Source organism: Streptomyces sp. NPDC057137, from assembly GCF_042670825.1.
Taxonomy (GTDB): Bacteria; Actinomycetota; Actinomycetes; order Streptomycetales; family Streptomycetaceae; genus Streptomyces.
Map to the genome: position 1 here is coordinate 38,748 of NZ_JBHUUW010000055.1, position 15,824 is coordinate 54,571.

Sequence of the window (15,824 nt, forward strand, 5' to 3'; positions counted from 1 at the left end):
GGCGCCGTGCCTTACGCGAAGAGGCGGCGAACTGAGCGGCAGGGCGGCAGCCCCGACTCGTCGAGGGCCGAGAAGGAGCTGCCGCCCCAGGACCCGGCGGAGCGGGCGCGGGCGATCTGTCTGCGCCTGCTCACCGGGAACCCCCGCACCCGGAAACAACTGGCGGACGCGCTGGAGAAGCGCGACATCCCCGAGGATGTCGCGGCGGAAGTCCTCTCCCGCTTCGAAGACGTGGGACTGATCAACGACGCGGCGTTCGCCGACGCGTGGGTGGAGTCCCGGCATCACGGCCGGGGCCTGGCCCGCCGTGCCCTGGCGCGTGAACTGCGCACCAAGGGTGTGGACTCCGAGCTGATCGACGAGGCGGTCGGACAGCTCGACTCCGAACAGGAGGAGGCGACCGCACGGGAGTTGGTCGCCCGCAAGCTCCGCTCCACGCGCGGCATGGAACGGGACAGACGGGTGCGCAGACTCGCGGGGATGCTGGCACGCAAGGGATATCCGCAGGGCGTGGCCCTGAGGGTGGTCAAGCAGGCACTGGAGGCGGAGGGCGAGGACACGGAGGGACTCGACGAGGACATCTACTGAGGTCCGGGAAGCCGGAGAACCGGGGAGCCGGGAACACACGGCGGCCGAGAGAACGATGAACGAAACCCGGCCCGCGCGGGGGCGGCCGGGCTCGGGTCGACGTGACCGACCGGCTCAGCGCGAGACCGGCAGTCCTTCCGCTCTCCACGCCTGGAAGCCGCCGACGAGGTCCGTCGCGCGGTGCAGCCCCAACTGGCGCAGCGAGACAGCCGCGAGACTCGACGCGTACCCCTCGTTGCAGATCACCACGACGCGCAGATCGTGACTCGTGGCCTCCACGGCCCGATGGCTGCCCTGCGGGTCGAGGCGCCACTCCAGTTCGTTGCGCTCGACGACCAGCGCACCGGGGATCAGCCCGTCGCGGTCCCGCAGTTCCGCGTACCGGATGTCGACCAGCAGCGCACCGTCCTCGGCTGCGGCGAAGGCCTCGTGGGCTTCGATCCGGTCGAGTCCCTCGCGGACCCGGTCGAGCAGTTCATCTATCCCCACAGGCGCCTCGGACCCCGCCGGCCGGAGCTGTCCCGCCTGCCCGCCCGGTCCGCCGGTCACTGCCACTCCTGCGGACGCTCGACCTGCTCGAGGCGGAGCACCGCGCCGGTGCGGCTGTAGCGGCGCATCAGCGGCAGCGGCGGATAGTAGGCGTGCACCGAAACGGCGTGCTCCGAGTCCGACTCGTTGCGCACCTCGTGCACATGGTGGCTGCCGAACGCCCTGGCGTCGCCCTTCGCCAACTTCCGCTCCCGGTCGACCCCTTCGGCCAGCTCCAGCGTCTTCCAGCCCTCGGTGGGCAGCCGAGCGGCCAGCGAGTCCTCCTGGAGCGCGCCGCCCGCCGTGGCGAACGCGCCGTACGAGCCACCGTGGTCGTGCCAGCCGGTCCCCGTGCCGGGCGGCCAGCTGATGATCCACGCCTCGCTGCCGGCGGGGCCTTCGAGACGGATCCAGGTACGGCCCTCGGGGTCGAGGGGGAGGGTGGAGACAAGCTCGGTGTCGGCCGCCGTACGACGGACGAAGGCGAGCAACTCGGCCTGTGTGGGAACGGCGGAGGGCGCGGGCGTCGCGCCCTCGACGGGTGCGACGGGCTGAGAGGCGACAGTCGCGGAGGCAACAGCCCCGGACGCGAGGGCAGTTGACGCCGAGGCGGCGGGCGCGGGGGTGTCGAGAGAAGGAGACATGAGGACCGTCCTGGAAGTTCGCGGGGGCGCGCCGTCATGTGCCGACACGACGAGCGCTACGAGAAGGGGGCGAATTCAGCAGGACGGACGACACACGCAGCCCGCATAGCGGAGCAGGTCCATATGGACCCTCCGCCACAGGCGCACATCGGTGTCAGTCACGCTCCGGAGTACACCATGTGATCACGACGACGGTCAATTGATGTTCGCGGTTCGATCCGATCGGTCGGAGCGATCTTTCGCCGGAGAGGCCTCGGGCGCGCCCCCACGTGCGGCGTCGGCCGCCGCGTACAGCTCGTCGGGACGTACTCCGCCGAAGGCCGCGACGAGGTGCCCGTCGGGCCGTACGAGCAGCACCGAGTGCGCGGACGCCCCGGGATAGCTCTCGGTGACCAGCAGCTCGGCCGGTGACGGCAGCGCCGCCACGGCCTCGGCGAGCCTCGGCATCACGCCCGCGGTCAGCCAGTGCCGCCGGTCCCACACACCTGTCCCCGGCGCGACCAGCACCACCAGGACCTTGCCCCTGCCGAGCCGGTCCCGCAGCCGTACGGTCATTCCGTCGGGCGCCGTCACGAGCACGTCGTCGACGGGCGCCCCCGTCCGGGTGTCGACCGTCGTGTGCGCCTCGGCGTACGGAGGCGCGAGGGGGGAGTGGGGGTACGCGGGGGGCGCGCCCAGCGGCCCGTTCCCCAGGTGGCCGTCGGCGAGCAGGGTGTCATGGCCGCGCGCGGTGCCCGGAAGGTACGTGCGCAGCCCTCCGCCGCTCCGAAGTATCGTCAGCGACTGGTCGGCCGCGCGCAGGCGTGCGGCGACGGCCGTACGGCGTTCCGCCTGATAGCTGTCCAGCAGTGTCTCCGACGCCCCGTGGTGCCAGGCGTGCGCCAGCTTCCAGCCCAGGTTCTCGGCGTCCCGCAGCCCCTCGTCCAGGCCTTGCGTGCCCAGCGCGCCCAGCAGATGCGCGGCGTCCCCGGCGAGGTACGCGCGGCCGACGCGCCAGCGCCGCGCGAGCCGGTGGTGCAGCGTGTACACACCGGTGTCGAGCAGGTCGTACGGCGGTGTCTCGCCGCACCAGCCGGCCAGGGTGTCCCGTACCCGCGCCACCAGCGCCTCCGGCGTGACCAGGTCACCCCGGGCCGGCAGCAGCCAGTCCAGCCGCCACACGCCGTCGGCGAGCGGCCTGGCGGACACCTCCTGGCCGCCGCCCCGCCACGGCGGCTGACGGTGCAGCACGGCCTCACCGGGCCAGGGGAGTTCGACCCGGAGCGCGGCGACCGCGTGCCGTTCCACCGCCGTACGGCCCGGGAAACGGACGCCCAGGAGCTTGCGGACGGTGGACCTGGCGCCGTCGCAGCCCACCACATGACTGCCGCGCCACCAGGTCGCCCCGGGGCCGCGTGTGTGCACCGTGACGCCCCGCGCGTCCTGCTCCAGCGAGTCCAGCCGGCTGCCTGTCACCAGCCGCACCAGCTCATGGCGCGCGACGGCGTCCCTGAGCCCACGGGTCAGGGCGTGCTGGGGGAGGTGTAAGGGCGAGGGGAACACCGCGTCGGCACGATCCCCGTCGGCGACGGCGTCTCCCGCACCGCCGGTTCCACCCGCGCCACCGACCTCGTCGGCATCACCGAGCGGCAGCTGCCGCATCTGCTGCTTGCGCCGCAGCTGTCGCCAACCGACCCACCGGGCCCCTTCGTCACGGAGTGTGGAGCAGCCCAGCCGCGCCATCAGAGCGGCGGTGTCGGGCCGCAGCACCGCCGTACGAGCCGGGCGCGGGTCGTCGTTGCCCGCCCCCTCGTCCAGCACGACGGAGGGAACGCCCTGGGTGGCGAGGCAGAGGGAGAGCGCGAGCCCCACGGGGCCCGCGCCGACGACGATCACCGGGTCCACGGCGCGACCCCTCCGGCCCGTACGGTCATGTGGCGATTGGCGGTTGGAAGCCGCAGAGCGATCACAGAACGTATGCAACCTACTGCGGGTGCTTGCGTCAAGTGACGGAGGCAGCGACGCCGCGCGCCGCTGCCTCCGTCGGGTCCATCGGCCCCGTTTCCGGGACCGTCGGGTCTAGGTCCTGTCCGGGCTATCCGACAAGATCGCCCGGACAGGACCTAGCCGCCCCCGCCTTGGCCGCTGGCGTGGTCCGTCTTGTTCACCGGGTCCAGCCCCGCCGGCGTACCCGTGGCACCCAGATCGTCCATGGTCGCGCCCGTCAGGACGGCCCCGGTGCTCCGCTTGGCACGGCGCAGCCGCTTCTCCAGCCAGGACGCGAACGTCGTGAGCAGAAGATTCAGCAGGATGAAGATCACCGCGACGACGATGAAGCTCGGGATGACGTTCCCGTAGTTCGCGGCGAGCGTCTTCCGGGCGCTGAGCAGCTCGGTGAAGCTGAGCAGTGCGCCACCGAGCGCGGTGTCCTTCACGATGACGACGAGCTGGCTCACCAGCGCGGGCAGCATCGCCGTCACCGACTGCGGCAGCAGGATGGTGCGCATCGTCTGGCCCTTGCGCAGACCGATGGCCTTGGCGGCCTCCGTCTGACCCCTGGGCAGGGACAGGATGCCCGCGCGGACGACCTCGGCCAGTACGGACGAGTTGTAGAGCACGAGGCCGGTGACGACCGCGTACAGCGGACGCATGTCCGTACTGATGTCGGTGTATTCCGCGTAGAGCTGGTTGGCGAACACCATCAGGATCAGGACGGGGATCGCGCGGAAGAACTCGACGACCACGCCGGCCGGGATCCTGACCCACCGGTGGTCGGAGAGCCGCGCGATGCCGAAGAGGGCTCCGAGAGGCAGCGCGATGACCAGCGCGAGACCCGCGGCCTTGAGGGTGTTGACGAGGCCCGGCAGCAGATACGTCGTCCACGCCTGGGACTCGGTGAAGGGGCTCCACTTCGCCCACTCCAGCTGTCCCTTGTCCGACATGGCGGAGTAGATCCACCACACGCCGAGGGCCAGGACGACCACGAACAGTGCCGAGTAGATGATGTTGCGCCGCTTGGCGCCGGGACCCGGCGCGTCGTACAGAACGGAAGTCATCGCTTCACCGCCACTCGCTTGCCGACCCAGCCGAGGATGAGGCCGGTCGGCAGTGTCAGGACCACGAACCCGAAGGCGAAGATCGCCGAGATCAGGACGAGTTGCGACTCGTTCTCGATCATCTCCTTCATAAGGAGGGCCGCTTCGGCCACGCCGATGGCCGCGGCCACCGTCGTGTTCTTCGTCAGCGCGATCAGCACGTTGGTCAGCGGCCCGATGACGGAGCGGAACGCCTGCGGAAGGACTATGAGGGACAGGACCTGGGTGAAGTTCAGCCCGATGGCCCGCGCCGCCTCCGCCTGCCCGACAGGCACCGTGTTGATGCCGGACCGGATGGCCTCACAGACGAACGCGGCCGTATAGGCGGTCAGTCCGAGAATGGCCAGCCGGAAACTCAGGGCGTCGAAGTCGTCGGCCGCGCCCAGAGTGATACCGAAGACATCGGCGAGACCGAGGGAGGAGAAGACGATGATGACGGTGAGCGGAATGTTCCGGACCACGTTCACGTAGACCGTGCCGAAACCGCGCATCAGCGGAACCGGGCTCACCCGCATCGCGGCAAGTATGGTGCCCAGAATGAGGGAGCCGATACCGGAGAAGACGGCGAGCTGCACCGTCACCCAGAACGCTCCGAGCAGGTCGTAACCTTCAAGAAAGTCGAACACGATCTCCCGCGCTCTCGCGTTTGTTGATGGCGTGGCGCGCCACCCTCACGGGGCGGCGCGCCACATCTGCGCCGAATGAGCCGAACGGACCGACGGCCCGCTGATTCAGCTGACGATGTTGCCGATCTTCGGGGCGGGCTCGTTCTTGTAGTCGGCCGGGCCGAAGTTGTCGGTGACGGCCTTGTCCCAGGCCTTGTCCGCGACCATCTTCTCGAGGGCGGCGTTGATGTCGTCGACCAGCTTGGTGTCGCCCTTCTTGACACCGATGCCGTAGTTCTCGTTGCTCAGGCTGAGGCCGGCGAGCTTGAACTTGCCCTTGTTCTGCTCCTGCGAGGCGTAACCGGCCAGGATCGAGTCGTCCGTGGTCAGCGCGTCGACGGCGCCGCTGGCGAGTCCGTCGATGCACTCCGAGTACGTGGCGTTCTGCTTCAGCTGGGCGTCCGGCGCGAAGTCGTCCTTCACGTTCTGCGCGGACGTGGAGCCCGTCACGGAGCAGAGCTTCTTGCCGTTGAGGTCCGCGCCCTTGCTGATGTTGTCGTCGGCGCGGATCAACAGGTCCTGGTGCGCGAGCAGATATGGGCCGGCGAAGTCGACCTTCTCCTTGCGCTCGTCGTTGATCGAGTAGGAGGCCGCGATGAACTTCACGTCGCCGCGCTCGAGCGCGGTCTCACGGTCGGCGCTCGGGGTCTCCTTCCACTCGATGTCCTTCGCCTCGTAGCCGAGCTCCTTGGCGACGTACGTCGCGACGTCGACGTCGAAGCCGGTGAAGGAGCCGTCCGGGGTCTTCAGACCGATACCGGGCTGGTCGAACTTGATACCGATGGTGATCTTCTTGCCACCACCGTCACCCTCGTCGGCCGAGTCGCTGTCGTCGGAACCACACGCGGTCGCGGTCAGGGAAAGGGCCAGTACGGCGGCGGCAGCAGCGCTTGCTTTACGGAGATTCATGGTCAACATCCTTCGTTGTCTCGAAAGTTACGGGCAGCTCAGTGGTGCAGGATCTTCGACAGGAAGTCCTTGGCCCGGTCGCTGCGAGGATTGGTGAAGAACTGCTCCGGCGTCGCCTCTTCGACGATCTGGCCGTCCGCCATGAAGACGACCCGATTCGCGGCGGACCGCGCGAAGCCCATCTCGTGGGTGACTACGACCATGGTCATGCCGTCACGTGCGAGCTGCTGCATGACTTCGAGCACCTCGTTGATCATCTCCGGGTCGAGCGCCGAGGTCGGCTCGTCGAAGAGCATGACCTTGGGCTCCATGGCCAGCGCGCGGGCGATCGCGACGCGCTGCTGCTGGCCACCGGAGAGCTGCGCAGGGTACTTGTCCGCCTGGTTGGCCACACCGACGCGGTCGAGCAGGGTCCGGGCGAACTCGTCCGCGGCACCCTTGTCCTTCTTGCGGACCTTGATCTGTCCCAGAGTGACGTTCTCCAGGACGGTCTTGTGCGCGAAGAGGTTGAAGGACTGGAAGACCATGCCGACATCGGCGCGCAGTCGGGCCAGCTCCTTGCCTTCGGCGGGCAGCGGCTTCCCGTCGAGCGAAATGCTGCCGGAGTCGATCGGCTCCAGACGGTTGATGGCGCGGCACAGTGTGGACTTGCCGGACCCGGAGGGCCCGATCACGACGACGACCTCGCCACGGGCGATGGTCAGATCGATGTCCTGGAGCACATGCAGCGCGCCGAAGTGCTTGTTGACGTTGCTCAGCACGACCAGGTCGCCCGACGCCGGCCCGGCGCCCTCGGTTTCCTTGGTCACTGAAACTCCGCTCATCGGCTTCTTGCTCCGTCCTCCTCGGTTGGGGAGGACCTTAGTCACGCACTGCGACCAGCGTCATTACATCTGAGGGGAAATTGAGCATAACGATCCGGCCGCAACCGGACACACCGTGTGAAGATGGCCGGTTCGGCGTACCGGGTGGGTAACGGAAACCGTCCCTTAACGGGAAGTGACTTGACTGGTGCGGCAGCCATGGGCGTGGATGCCCTGGTACGTACTGTGACGGACACACCACGGAGGAGGGCCATGAGGCTGCTGCTCGTCGAGGACGACGACCATGTCGCAGCGGCCCTCGCCGCGGTACTGGCGAGGCACGGATTCGATGTGACGCACGCGCGCAGCGGCGAAGAGGCCCTGCAGGCGCTGCTTCCGGTGACCGACGGGACGAAGTCTCCTTACGGAGTCGTACTCCTCGACCTCGGGCTGCCCGACCAGGACGGCTACGCGGTCTGCGGCAAGATCCGCAAACTCTGCGCGACCCCGGTGATCATGGTGACGGCGCGTGCCGATGTCCGGTCCCGGATCCACGGGTTGAACCTCGGCGCGGACGACTACGTCACCAAGCCGTACGACACCGGGGAGTTGCTCGCCCGGATCCACGCCGTCAGCCGGCGCAGCGTCGGCGGTGAGGAGGCCGGAGCGGTCGGCGGGGACTCGCTGCGCCTGGGACCGGTCACCATCGAACTGTCCACCCGCCGCGTCACCGTGGACGACGCCCCCGTCCAGCTGACCCGCAAGGAGTTCGACCTGCTCGCCCTCCTCGCGCAGCGTCCGGGTGTCGTCTTCCGGCGTGAGCAGATCATCAGCGAGGTCTGGCGCACCAGTTGGGAGGGGACCGGCCGCACGCTCGAAGTGCATGTGGCGTCCCTGCGTTCCAAGCTCCGGATGCCGGCGCTGATCGAGACCGTGCGCGGCGTCGGCTACCGCCTTGTCGCCCCCGCCGCCCCTGCCGCTCATCAAGGACCGTAGTAACCGGTGAGTACCCGACTTCTCCCCCTGCTCATCGTCCTCATGGCGGGCGTGCTCCTCGCGCTCGGCTTCCCGCTCGCCGTGAGTCTCGCCTCGGCCCAGCAGCAGGACGTGGTCGTGGACCGGATCGACGACACCGCACGCGTCGCCGCGCTCGCGCAGTTCGTCAGCGAGGGCGACGCGGGGAGCGGGGGCTCCGATGCGGGCACCGGCTCCGACGAACGCGGATCCATGCTGGAGGAGGAGCTCACCCGCTACTTCGACGTGTACGGCATCCGGGCGGGTGTCTTCCACCGCGACGGAGAGGCCATGGCGCGGGCCCCGGAGGGCTGGACGGTGCCCCGGACGGGGGAGGGGCGCCTGGCCTTCCAGGAGGCCCTCCTGGGGCGACGTAGCGACGATCCTCAGCAGGTGTGGCCCTGGCAGGGGGACGGCCGGCTGATCGTCGCGTCGCCGGTCGTACGGGACGGGGACGTCGTCGCCGTCGTCGTGACCGACTCGCCCACCGGGCAGATGCGGTCGCGGATCCTCGAAGGCTGGCTCTACATCGCCGCGGGCGAGGCCGCGGCGATGCTGCTCGCCGTGGGGGCGGCGTTCCGGCTGACCGGCTGGGTACTGCGTCCGGTACGCGTCCTGGACGCGGCCACGCACGACATCGCCACCGGCCGGATGAAGTCCCGCGTCGCCGCCGCCGGAGGCCCGCCGGAACTCAGACGGCTCGCCCACTCCTTCAACGAGATGGCCGACAACGTCGAGGACGTGCTCGAACAGCAGCGCGCCTTCGTCGCCGACGCCTCCCACCAACTGCGCAACCCGCTCGCCGCCCTGCTTCTGCGGATCGAACTGCTCGCACTCGAACTGCCCGCCGGGAACGAGGAGATCGCCTCCGTCCGTACGGAGGGCAAGCGGCTCGGGCAGGTCCTCGACGACCTGCTGGACCTGGCGCTGGCCGAACACGCCCCCGCGGACCTGCGGCTCACGGACGTCGGGGCGCTGGCGTCCGAGCGCGTCGCGGCATGGCGGGCGTACGCGGACGAGAAGGGCGTACGGCTGACCGGGAACACCGGCGCCGTCACCGGCTGGGCGGACCCGGTCGCGCTCTCCAGCGCGCTCGACGCGGTCGTGGACAACGCCCTGAAGTTCACGCCGGAGGGCGGCGAGGTGGATGTACGGGTCGCGCGGGGTGCGAGCGACCGCGCCACCATCACCGTCACCGACGGCGGCCCCGGACTCTCCGACGACGAGATGGACCGGATCGGCGACCGCTTCTGGCGCAGCAACCGCCACCAGAACGTCAAGGGGTCGGGGCTGGGTCTGTCCATCTCGCGGGCGCTGCTCGCGGCGGGCGGCGGGACGATCGCGTACCAGCACGGTGAACCGCGCGGGCTGCGGGTGACGCTCACCGTCCCGAGGTCGTCACCGACCTCTTCCTGAGGACGGCACGGCCTCTTCCTGAGGACGGTCCGATTCTTGAGGACGGTCCGACGACGCGGCCTTCTACGGCTTGACCGACCGGTAGTAGCGCAGCGCGCCCTCGTGCAGGCGCAGCGGATCGGTGTAGATCGCCGTCCGCAGATCCACGAGCTGCGCCGGGTGGACCTTCTTGCCGATCCGGTCGCGGCTCTTGATCACGGTGCGGGTGAAGCCCTCGGTCAGTTCGGCGTCCATCCGGTCCGTGGTGACCAGCAGATTCGCCACGGCCACCGTCGGCACCGCCGTACCGTCCTGTGCCTTCTTGTACGCGTCCGCCGGCATCACCGCGGAGCGGTAGTAGCGGGTGGCCTCCCGCGCCGTGTGGTGCAGCTTGTCGACGAGTGCGTCATCGAGGGGCACCAGCCGTATGTCGAAGCGCTTGGACAGCTCCTGTACGGAGGCGGTGGGCAGCCCGCCGGACCAGAAGAACGCGTCGAGGTCGCCCGACTCCAGACGGCTGGGCATGGTGTCGATGCCCGCCGAGACCGCCGTGACGTCCTTCTTGGGATGCAGCCCGGCCACGGCCAGCAACTGGTCGGCGATCAGCCGCACGCCCGAGCCCTCCTGGCCCACGCCCACGCGCTTGTCACGCAGGTCCTTCACCGACTCGATGCCGGAGTCCTTCGCCACGATCAGCTGTACGTAGTCGTCGTAGAGCCGTGCGCAGCCGCGCAGCCGGTCGGCGCCGGGCCCGTTGTCCCGCTGGTACTTCGCGACGGCGTCCGCCGTGGCGATGGTGAAGTCCGCTTTGCCGGTGGCCACGCGCGAGATGTTCTCCTGCGAGCCCTCGCTGGTCAGCAGCTCTATGGACACGTTGGGCAGATCCTTGGCGAGATCCTCCTTGAGAAGCTCCCCGTAGCGTTCGTAGACGCCGCTCGTCACACCCGTACTGAACTTGACGGACCCGCTCGGTGCCTTCTCCCCGAGCGGCACCAGCCACCACGACAGCAGCCCGGCCACCACCAGGGCGGCCACGCCTCCTACGAAGGCGGTGCGACGGCTCATACGGGGCGGAAGGGGGAACATGCGGTGATCCTGCCAGCTCACTCGCCGTAATGGCCAGGCCTTGCCTTCCCGGCCCGGGTCCCGCACTCCCCGGGCCCGGGTCCCGCACCGGTCGGGCGTGCCTCCCGCGCGGACGCCACCGCGCACCCGGCGGTATCCCTGAACGGGGAGGCGTCCGCGAACGGGGCGGATGGTGGGAGGATGCGCGCATGGACGCCTGGAGTCCGGAGAGCCACGCCCCGCCGGACGGCGACGCCGACGCCGAACAGCCGCTGTTCTCCGCCCTGTTGGAGGACAGCGCCGAGGACCTGTACGAGAACGCACCGTGCGGCTACCTCTCCACCCTCCCCGACGGCCGGATCGCCAAGGTCAACGCGACGCTCCTCGGCTGGCTCGGCTACGACCGCGACGACCTGGTGGGACGCCGAAGGTTCGCCGACCTGCTCACCGTCGGCGGCAGACACCACCACGAGACCCACGTCGCACCGCTGCTCAAGACGCGGGGCGAGGTGACCGACGCCGCGCTCGACCTCACCGCCGCGGACGGCACCCGGCTGCCGGTCCTCGTCACCTCCACCGTCAAGACCGACGGCGACGGCGAGCCCCTGTTGATCCGCACCACCCTCGTCGACGCCCGCGACCGCCACGCGTACGAGAAGGAGCTGCTGCGCGCCCGCCAGGAGGCCGATCAGGCGAGGGAGGAGGCCGACCGCGAACGCGACCGCCTCCAGCGGCTCGCCACCACCCTGCAACGCACCCTGCTGCCCCCGACACTCGTCCCCGTGCCCGGCCTCGACGTCGCCGCGCACTACCACATCGCCTCCATCGACCAGGTCGGCGGCGACTTCTACGACCTGTTCCCGCTCGCCGCCGGCAGCTGGGGCCTGTTCCTGGGCGACGTGTGCGGCAAAGGCAGCGCGGCGGCGGCCCTGACCTCGCTCGCCCGCTACACGCTGCGCGCCGCCGCCGTCTACAACTCCGACCCGGCGACCACGCTGGGCAACCTCAACACCGTCCTCAACCACGAGTACCACGGCGACGACCCGCGCTTCTGCACCGTCATCTTCGGACTGCTCACCCCGGTCGGCGACGAAGGCGCCGGCTTCCACGTCACCCTCGCCAGCGGCGGCCACCCCCCGGCCCTGCTGCTGCGCGCCGACGGGTCCGCCGACTACCTGCCCACTCCCGGCGGCCAGCTCATCGGCGCACTGCCCGACGCCCGGGTCGAGACCGTCACCGTGCTCCTGGAGCCCGGCGACACCCTCCTCCTCTACACCGACGGGCTCACCGAGGCCCACACCGCACTCGTCGACCACACCGACGGTCGCTACGGCGACGAAGCGCTCCTCGAATTCGCCGGGACTCTGGCACCCACCACCGCCAGGAGCACGGTCGCCGCACTCACAGAACTGCTCGACACCTTCGGCACGGGCGTCGACGACGACACCGCCATCCTGGCCATCAGCGTGCCCGCCCCCACCAGTGAAGAGCCGCAGTGAACGCACTGACCGTCCACATCCACGCCATCCCGACCGGCCCCGTGGTCGTACTGACAGGGGACCTCGACCACCAGAGCGCGCCCCACGTACGGCAGGCCCTGCGCGGACTGGACCCGCGGCCCGGCCAACAGGTCGTCATCGACCTGGCGGGCCTCACCTTCTGCGACTCCACCGGGATCACCGTGCTCATCGCCGCCCGCAACCAGGCGCTCGCCGCGGACGCGGGGATCGCCCTGGCCCGCGTGCCCGAGCGGGTCGCCCGCGTCTTCCGTGTCATCGGTCTGGAACAGGCCTTCCCCACGCACGCCTCGGTGGACGAGGCGGCGGCGGCCTGGCTGCGGGCCGGCTGAGACGGCATCCGTAACCGGGGCCGGACGCGGGGATGGCCCGGAACGACGGTTCCGGGCCATCCACTCGGCTGTCAGCTGGTCCCGCGACGCGGGCACTGCGCCCCGGTCCCACGTCCTTCGCAGGTCCGGGGACCGGGTTGACCAGCGCCTCAGACCTCCCCAGGTCCGGCGCCGGGCGCAGCCCAGAGCCCGTACCCGCGACTTCGGCAGTCAAACCACCCCGTACATAGCTGACTTGAATTGGCCAGCCGCTCGGCCAGCCGCTCGGCCGGCCACCGGGGCGGCGGACCGCAGGCGGCCGTCCTCAGGCGCGTTCCTCCCACGCCTGGCTGCGCGCGTAGTGGTTGTCGTACGTCTCAGAGGAATCCTTGATGTCCTGCACGGTCGCCTCGCCGTCGTGCACGCGGCCGAGCAGCCGGTAGTAGTCGAACCGGTCCATGCCCGGTGTGAAGCCGACCAGGACCTCCGCGGTCGCGTCCGGGGCGGGCGCGAAGGCGTGCGGCGTGTGCGGCGGTACGGCGACGAAGTCGCCCTTCTCCAGCGTCAGCACCTCCTCACCGACCAGCACCTGGAGCGTGCCGTCGACGACGAAGAAGAATTCGGTCGCGCGGGTGTGGAAGTGCACGGGCGCCCCGGCCGCCCCCTTCTCGAAGCGGGCGGTGTTGACGGTGAGAGCACCGCCCGTCGTGTCCGAGTCGGCGAACAGCGTGATCACGCTGCCCGGAGCGTCGGCCAGGGCCTCGGCGGTGCCGCCACGGGTGAGGAGCGGCTGGTGGGCGCGGTTCGCGGGGTTCGTCGCCGGGTTCGTCGTCGTGTTCATGAGTACGAATCTAGAGTCACGAGTGACCGCTCGACAGGTGCATTCGGGGGCCGAATCGATGGGTCAATCGCGGACGGGATTCACCGGCCACAGCACTCCGTCGGCGGGGCCACCTCAAGCACCCCCTTACCCTTGGCGGGTGACCATCAGCAGTGACCGGACCGGAGCAGTGGGCGAAGTGGGCGTTGACCGGACCTACGAGGTACGCACCTACGGGTGCCAGATGAACGTCCACGATTCCGAACGATTGTCCGGTCTGCTGGAGGACGCGGGCTATGTGCGGGCCCCCGAGGGCTCCGACGGCGACGCCGACGTCGTCGTCTTCAACACCTGCGCGGTACGCGAGAACGCCGACAACAAGCTGTACGGCAACCTCGGCCGGCTCGCCCCGATGAAGACCCGGCGCCCCGGCATGCAGATCGCCGTCGGCGGCTGCCTGGCCCAGAAGGACCGCGACACCATCGTCAAGAGGGCGCCCTGGGTCGATGTCGTCTTCGGTACGCACAACATCGGCAAGCTCCCCGTACTGCTGGAGCGTGCCCGCGTACAGGAAGAGGCGCAGATCGAGATCGCCGAGTCGCTGGAGGCGTTCCCCTCCACGCTGCCGACGCGCCGCGAGTCCGCCTACGCCGCGTGGGTCTCCATCTCCGTGGGCTGCAACAACACCTGCACCTTCTGCATCGTCCCGGCCCTGCGCGGCAAGGAGAAGGACCGCCGCCCCGGCGACATCCTCGCCGAGGTCGAGGCGCTCGTCGCCGAAGGCGTCTCGGAGATCACGCTGCTCGGCCAGAACGTCAACGCGTACGGCTCCGACATCGGCGACCGCGAGGCCTTCTCCAAGCTCCTGCGGGCCTGCGGGCGGATCGAGGGCCTGGAGCGCGTCCGCTTCACCTCGCCGCACCCGCGCGACTTCACGGACGACGTCATCGCCGCGATGGCCGAGACGCCCAACGTGATGCCGCAGTTGCACATGCCGCTCCAGTCCGGCTCGGACACCGTCCTGAAGGCGATGCGACGCTCGTACCGGCAGGAGCGTTTCCTCGGGATCATCGACAAGGTGCGCGCGGCCATCCCGCACGCCGCCATTTCCACCGACATCATCGTGGGCTTCCCCGGCGAGACCGAGGAGGACTTCCAGCAGACGCTTCACACGGTGCGCGAGGCGCGCTTCGCGAACGCCTTCACCTTCCAGTACTCCAAGCGCCCCGGAACGCCCGCCGCCGACATGGACGGGCAGATTCCCAAGGAGGTCGTGCAGGAGCGCTACCTGCGCCTCGTCGCCGTCCAGGAGGAGATCTCCTGGGACGAGAACAAGACGCAGGTCGGCCGCACGCTCGAGGTCATGGTCGCCGAAGGCGAGGGCCGCAAGGACGGCGCAACCCGCCGGCTCTCCGGCCGCGCGCCCGACAGCCGGCTGGTGCACTTCACCGCGCCCGACGAGGAGGTGCGGCCCGGCGACGTGGTGACCGTCGACATCACGTACGCCGCTCCGCACCATCTGCTCGCCGAGGGGCCGACGACACGGATACGGCGCACCCGCGCCGGTGACGCGTGGGAGAGGCGCAACGCGGCTCCGCCCGCGCCCGCCGGCGTACTGCTCGGCCTGCCGTCGATCGGCGTCCCGCCGCCACTGCCGGCCGCGACGGGTGGCTGCTCGGTGGTGTGACCCGCCGGTCGCTCCGCGTGCGGGTACGGCATCCGCGCGCGGACGTCCCGCGCGGCCGTGACCTAGTCTGCGCAGCATGCTCGTATCCGCGGCCGTGTGCCCTTGTCCGCCCCTGCTCGTCCCCGCGCTGGCCGCCGGTGCCGTTTCGGAACTCGACGCCGCGCGGGACGCGTGCGCCGACGCCCTCGGCGTGCTCGCCGCATCCCGGCCCGACCGGCTGATCGTCGTCGGACCGGCGCCGGGGCCGCGGGACCTGGAGCCGTACCCGCAGGGCGCGCACGGCTCCTTCCGGGGGTACGGGGTGGATGTCGACGTCACGCTCGGCGGCGACTTGACCTCGCCGAACCCGCCGAACCCGCCGCCCTTGCCGACCTCGCTGGCCGTCGCCGCCTGGCTGCTCGCGAACGTCGGCTGGTCCGCCTCGCCGATCCACGGTCTCGGCGTGCGGGAACCACTCGACGCCGAGCGGTGTATCAAAACCGGTAGGGACATCGCGGCGGAGGACGAGCGGGTGGCACTGCTGGCGATGGGCGACGCCAGCGCGTGCCGCACGCTCAAGGCGCCCGGCTATCTCGACAACCGCGCCGCCGCGTTCGACGCCGAGGTCGCACGGGCGCTGTCCACGGCGGACGTCGCGGCACTCGCGGCACTGGACGAGACGCTGGCGGCCGAGCTGAAGGCGGCGGGCCGCCCCTGCTGGCAGATCCTCGCGGGCGCGGCCGAGGGGGCGAACCTGGACGGCGCTCTGCTCTACGAGGCCGCGCCGTACGGCGTGGGCTACTTCGTGGCGGCCTGGTCGTAGCG

General features: G+C 70.3%; 17 protein-coding genes. 7 read left to right on the plus strand and 10 right to left on the minus strand.

The features are described from left to right. Positions 1 to 6 precede the first annotated feature (6 nt). Positions 7 to 588, plus strand: coding sequence for a recombination regulator RecX (gene recX, locus ACFT9I_RS31165; RefSeq protein ID WP_382569762.1), 582 nt, complete (start codon positions 7 to 9; stop codon positions 586 to 588). Between the two features lie 114 nt (positions 589 to 702). Here recX and ACFT9I_RS31170 read toward each other — a convergent pair whose 3' ends face one another. The 8 genes from ACFT9I_RS31170 to ACFT9I_RS31205 form a co-directional block, all read right to left on the minus strand. Next, on the minus strand, positions 703 to 1,137 hold the full coding sequence (locus ACFT9I_RS31170) for a rhodanese-like domain-containing protein (protein WP_382569764.1): 435 nt from the start codon (positions 1,135 to 1,137) through the stop codon (positions 703 to 705). Next, entirely contained in the window at positions 1,134 to 1,760 is a 627-nt protein-coding gene (locus ACFT9I_RS31175) for a cysteine dioxygenase (RefSeq protein ID WP_382569766.1), read from the minus strand. Before ACFT9I_RS31175 ends, ACFT9I_RS31170 begins: the two co-directional genes overlap by 4 nt. A 75-nt stretch (positions 1,761 to 1,835) precedes the next feature. After that, on the minus strand, positions 1,836 to 1,922 hold the full coding sequence (locus ACFT9I_RS31180; RefSeq protein WP_311307652.1) for a putative leader peptide: 87 nt from the start codon (positions 1,920 to 1,922) through the stop codon (positions 1,836 to 1,838). Between the two features lie 33 nt (positions 1,923 to 1,955). After that, entirely contained in the window at positions 1,956 to 3,644 is a 1,689-nt protein-coding gene (locus tag ACFT9I_RS31185; protein WP_382569768.1) for an FAD-dependent monooxygenase, read from the minus strand. Between the two features lie 218 nt (positions 3,645 to 3,862). After that, complete coding sequence (locus ACFT9I_RS31190) at positions 3,863 to 4,795, minus strand: amino acid ABC transporter permease (protein ID WP_382569770.1); 933 nt, start codon at positions 4,793 to 4,795, stop codon at positions 3,863 to 3,865. Then, positions 4,792 to 5,460, minus strand: a complete 669-nt coding sequence (locus ACFT9I_RS31195; protein ID WP_382569772.1) for an amino acid ABC transporter permease — start codon at positions 5,458 to 5,460, stop codon at positions 4,792 to 4,794. Before ACFT9I_RS31195 ends, ACFT9I_RS31190 begins: the two co-directional genes overlap by 4 nt. A gap of 105 nt (positions 5,461 to 5,565) precedes the next feature. After that, positions 5,566 to 6,408 carry a glutamate ABC transporter substrate-binding protein gene (locus ACFT9I_RS31200; RefSeq protein ID WP_382569774.1) on the minus strand — a complete coding sequence of 281 codons (843 nt, stop codon included), beginning with the start codon at positions 6,406 to 6,408 and terminating at the stop codon, positions 5,566 to 5,568. Positions 6,409 to 6,446: 38 nt separating this feature from the next. Then, positions 6,447 to 7,232, minus strand: coding sequence for an amino acid ABC transporter ATP-binding protein (locus tag ACFT9I_RS31205; RefSeq protein WP_354605626.1), 786 nt, complete (start codon positions 7,230 to 7,232; stop codon positions 6,447 to 6,449). A 252-nt stretch (positions 7,233 to 7,484) separates the two neighbouring features. Between ACFT9I_RS31205 and ACFT9I_RS31210 the strand changes: the two genes are divergently transcribed. Beyond that, positions 7,485 to 8,207, plus strand: a complete 723-nt coding sequence (locus tag ACFT9I_RS31210; RefSeq protein ID WP_382569776.1) for a response regulator transcription factor — start codon at positions 7,485 to 7,487, stop codon at positions 8,205 to 8,207. Positions 8,208 to 8,213: 6 nt separating this feature from the next. Continuing rightward, on the plus strand, positions 8,214 to 9,641 hold the full coding sequence (locus ACFT9I_RS31215; RefSeq protein ID WP_382569778.1) for an ATP-binding protein: 1,428 nt from the start codon (positions 8,214 to 8,216) through the stop codon (positions 9,639 to 9,641). 63 nt (positions 9,642 to 9,704) lie between these two features. Here ACFT9I_RS31215 and ACFT9I_RS31220 read toward each other — a convergent pair whose 3' ends face one another. Next, positions 9,705 to 10,706 (minus strand): TAXI family TRAP transporter solute-binding subunit, encoded by a 1,002-nt coding sequence (locus ACFT9I_RS31220; protein ID WP_382569780.1) that lies wholly within the window; start codon positions 10,704 to 10,706, stop codon positions 9,705 to 9,707. Positions 10,707 to 10,894: 188 nt separating this feature from the next. On the opposite strand from ACFT9I_RS31220, the gene ACFT9I_RS31225 reads away from it, so the two are divergent. Together ACFT9I_RS31225 and ACFT9I_RS31230 are read left to right on the plus strand one after the other, a co-directional pair. Continuing rightward, positions 10,895 to 12,184: a PP2C family protein-serine/threonine phosphatase gene (locus ACFT9I_RS31225; protein ID WP_382569783.1), complete on the plus strand. Its 1,290-nt coding sequence runs from the start codon at positions 10,895 to 10,897 to the stop codon at positions 12,182 to 12,184. Beyond that, the gene (locus tag ACFT9I_RS31230; protein WP_382569785.1) at positions 12,181 to 12,534 is read left to right on the plus strand and encodes an STAS domain-containing protein; all 354 of its coding nucleotides are present in this window, start codon (positions 12,181 to 12,183) and stop codon (positions 12,532 to 12,534) included. Before ACFT9I_RS31225 ends, ACFT9I_RS31230 begins: the two co-directional genes overlap by 4 nt. A gap of 304 nt (positions 12,535 to 12,838) precedes the next feature. Here ACFT9I_RS31230 and ACFT9I_RS31235 read toward each other — a convergent pair whose 3' ends face one another. After that, a complete protein-coding gene (locus ACFT9I_RS31235) occupies positions 12,839 to 13,354 on the minus strand; it encodes a cupin domain-containing protein (RefSeq protein ID WP_382569787.1) in 516 nt (171 codons plus the stop codon). Between the two features lie 139 nt (positions 13,355 to 13,493). On the opposite strand from ACFT9I_RS31235, the gene miaB reads away from it, so the two are divergent. After that, positions 13,494 to 15,020: a tRNA (N6-isopentenyl adenosine(37)-C2)-methylthiotransferase MiaB gene (gene miaB, locus ACFT9I_RS31240; RefSeq protein ID WP_382569789.1), complete on the plus strand. Its 1,527-nt coding sequence runs from the start codon at positions 13,494 to 13,496 to the stop codon at positions 15,018 to 15,020. A gap of 76 nt (positions 15,021 to 15,096) precedes the next feature. Further along, positions 15,097 to 15,822 (plus strand): class III extradiol dioxygenase subunit B-like domain-containing protein, encoded by a 726-nt coding sequence (locus tag ACFT9I_RS31245; RefSeq protein ID WP_382569791.1) that lies wholly within the window; start codon positions 15,097 to 15,099, stop codon positions 15,820 to 15,822. The last annotated feature ends 2 nt before the right edge of the window (positions 15,823 to 15,824 follow it).

Excerpts from the sequence above, each read along its gene's own strand:
- ACFT9I_RS31235 (WP_382569787.1), bottom strand. The coding sequence starts at position 13,354 with ATGAACACGACGACGAACCCGGCGACGAACCCCGCGAACCGCGCCCAC.
- ACFT9I_RS31225 (WP_382569783.1), top strand. The coding sequence starts at position 10,895 with ATGGACGCCTGGAGTCCGGAGAGCCACGCCCCGCCGGACGGCGACGCC.
- ACFT9I_RS31200 (WP_382569774.1), bottom strand. The coding sequence starts at position 6,408 with ATGAATCTCCGTAAAGCAAGCGCTGCTGCCGCCGCCGTACTGGCCCTT.
- ACFT9I_RS31245 (WP_382569791.1), top strand. The coding sequence starts at position 15,097 with ATGCTCGTATCCGCGGCCGTGTGCCCTTGTCCGCCCCTGCTCGTCCCC.
- ACFT9I_RS31190 (WP_382569770.1), bottom strand. The coding sequence starts at position 4,795 with ATGACTTCCGTTCTGTACGACGCGCCGGGTCCCGGCGCCAAGCGGCGC.
- ACFT9I_RS31220 (WP_382569780.1), bottom strand. The coding sequence starts at position 10,706 with ATGTTCCCCCTTCCGCCCCGTATGAGCCGTCGCACCGCCTTCGTAGGA.
- ACFT9I_RS31210 (WP_382569776.1), top strand. The coding sequence starts at position 7,485 with ATGAGGCTGCTGCTCGTCGAGGACGACGACCATGTCGCAGCGGCCCTC.
- ACFT9I_RS31175 (WP_382569766.1), bottom strand. The coding sequence starts at position 1,760 with ATGTCTCCTTCTCTCGACACCCCCGCGCCCGCCGCCTCGGCGTCAACT.
- ACFT9I_RS31205 (WP_354605626.1), bottom strand. The coding sequence starts at position 7,232 with ATGAGCGGAGTTTCAGTGACCAAGGAAACCGAGGGCGCCGGGCCGGCG.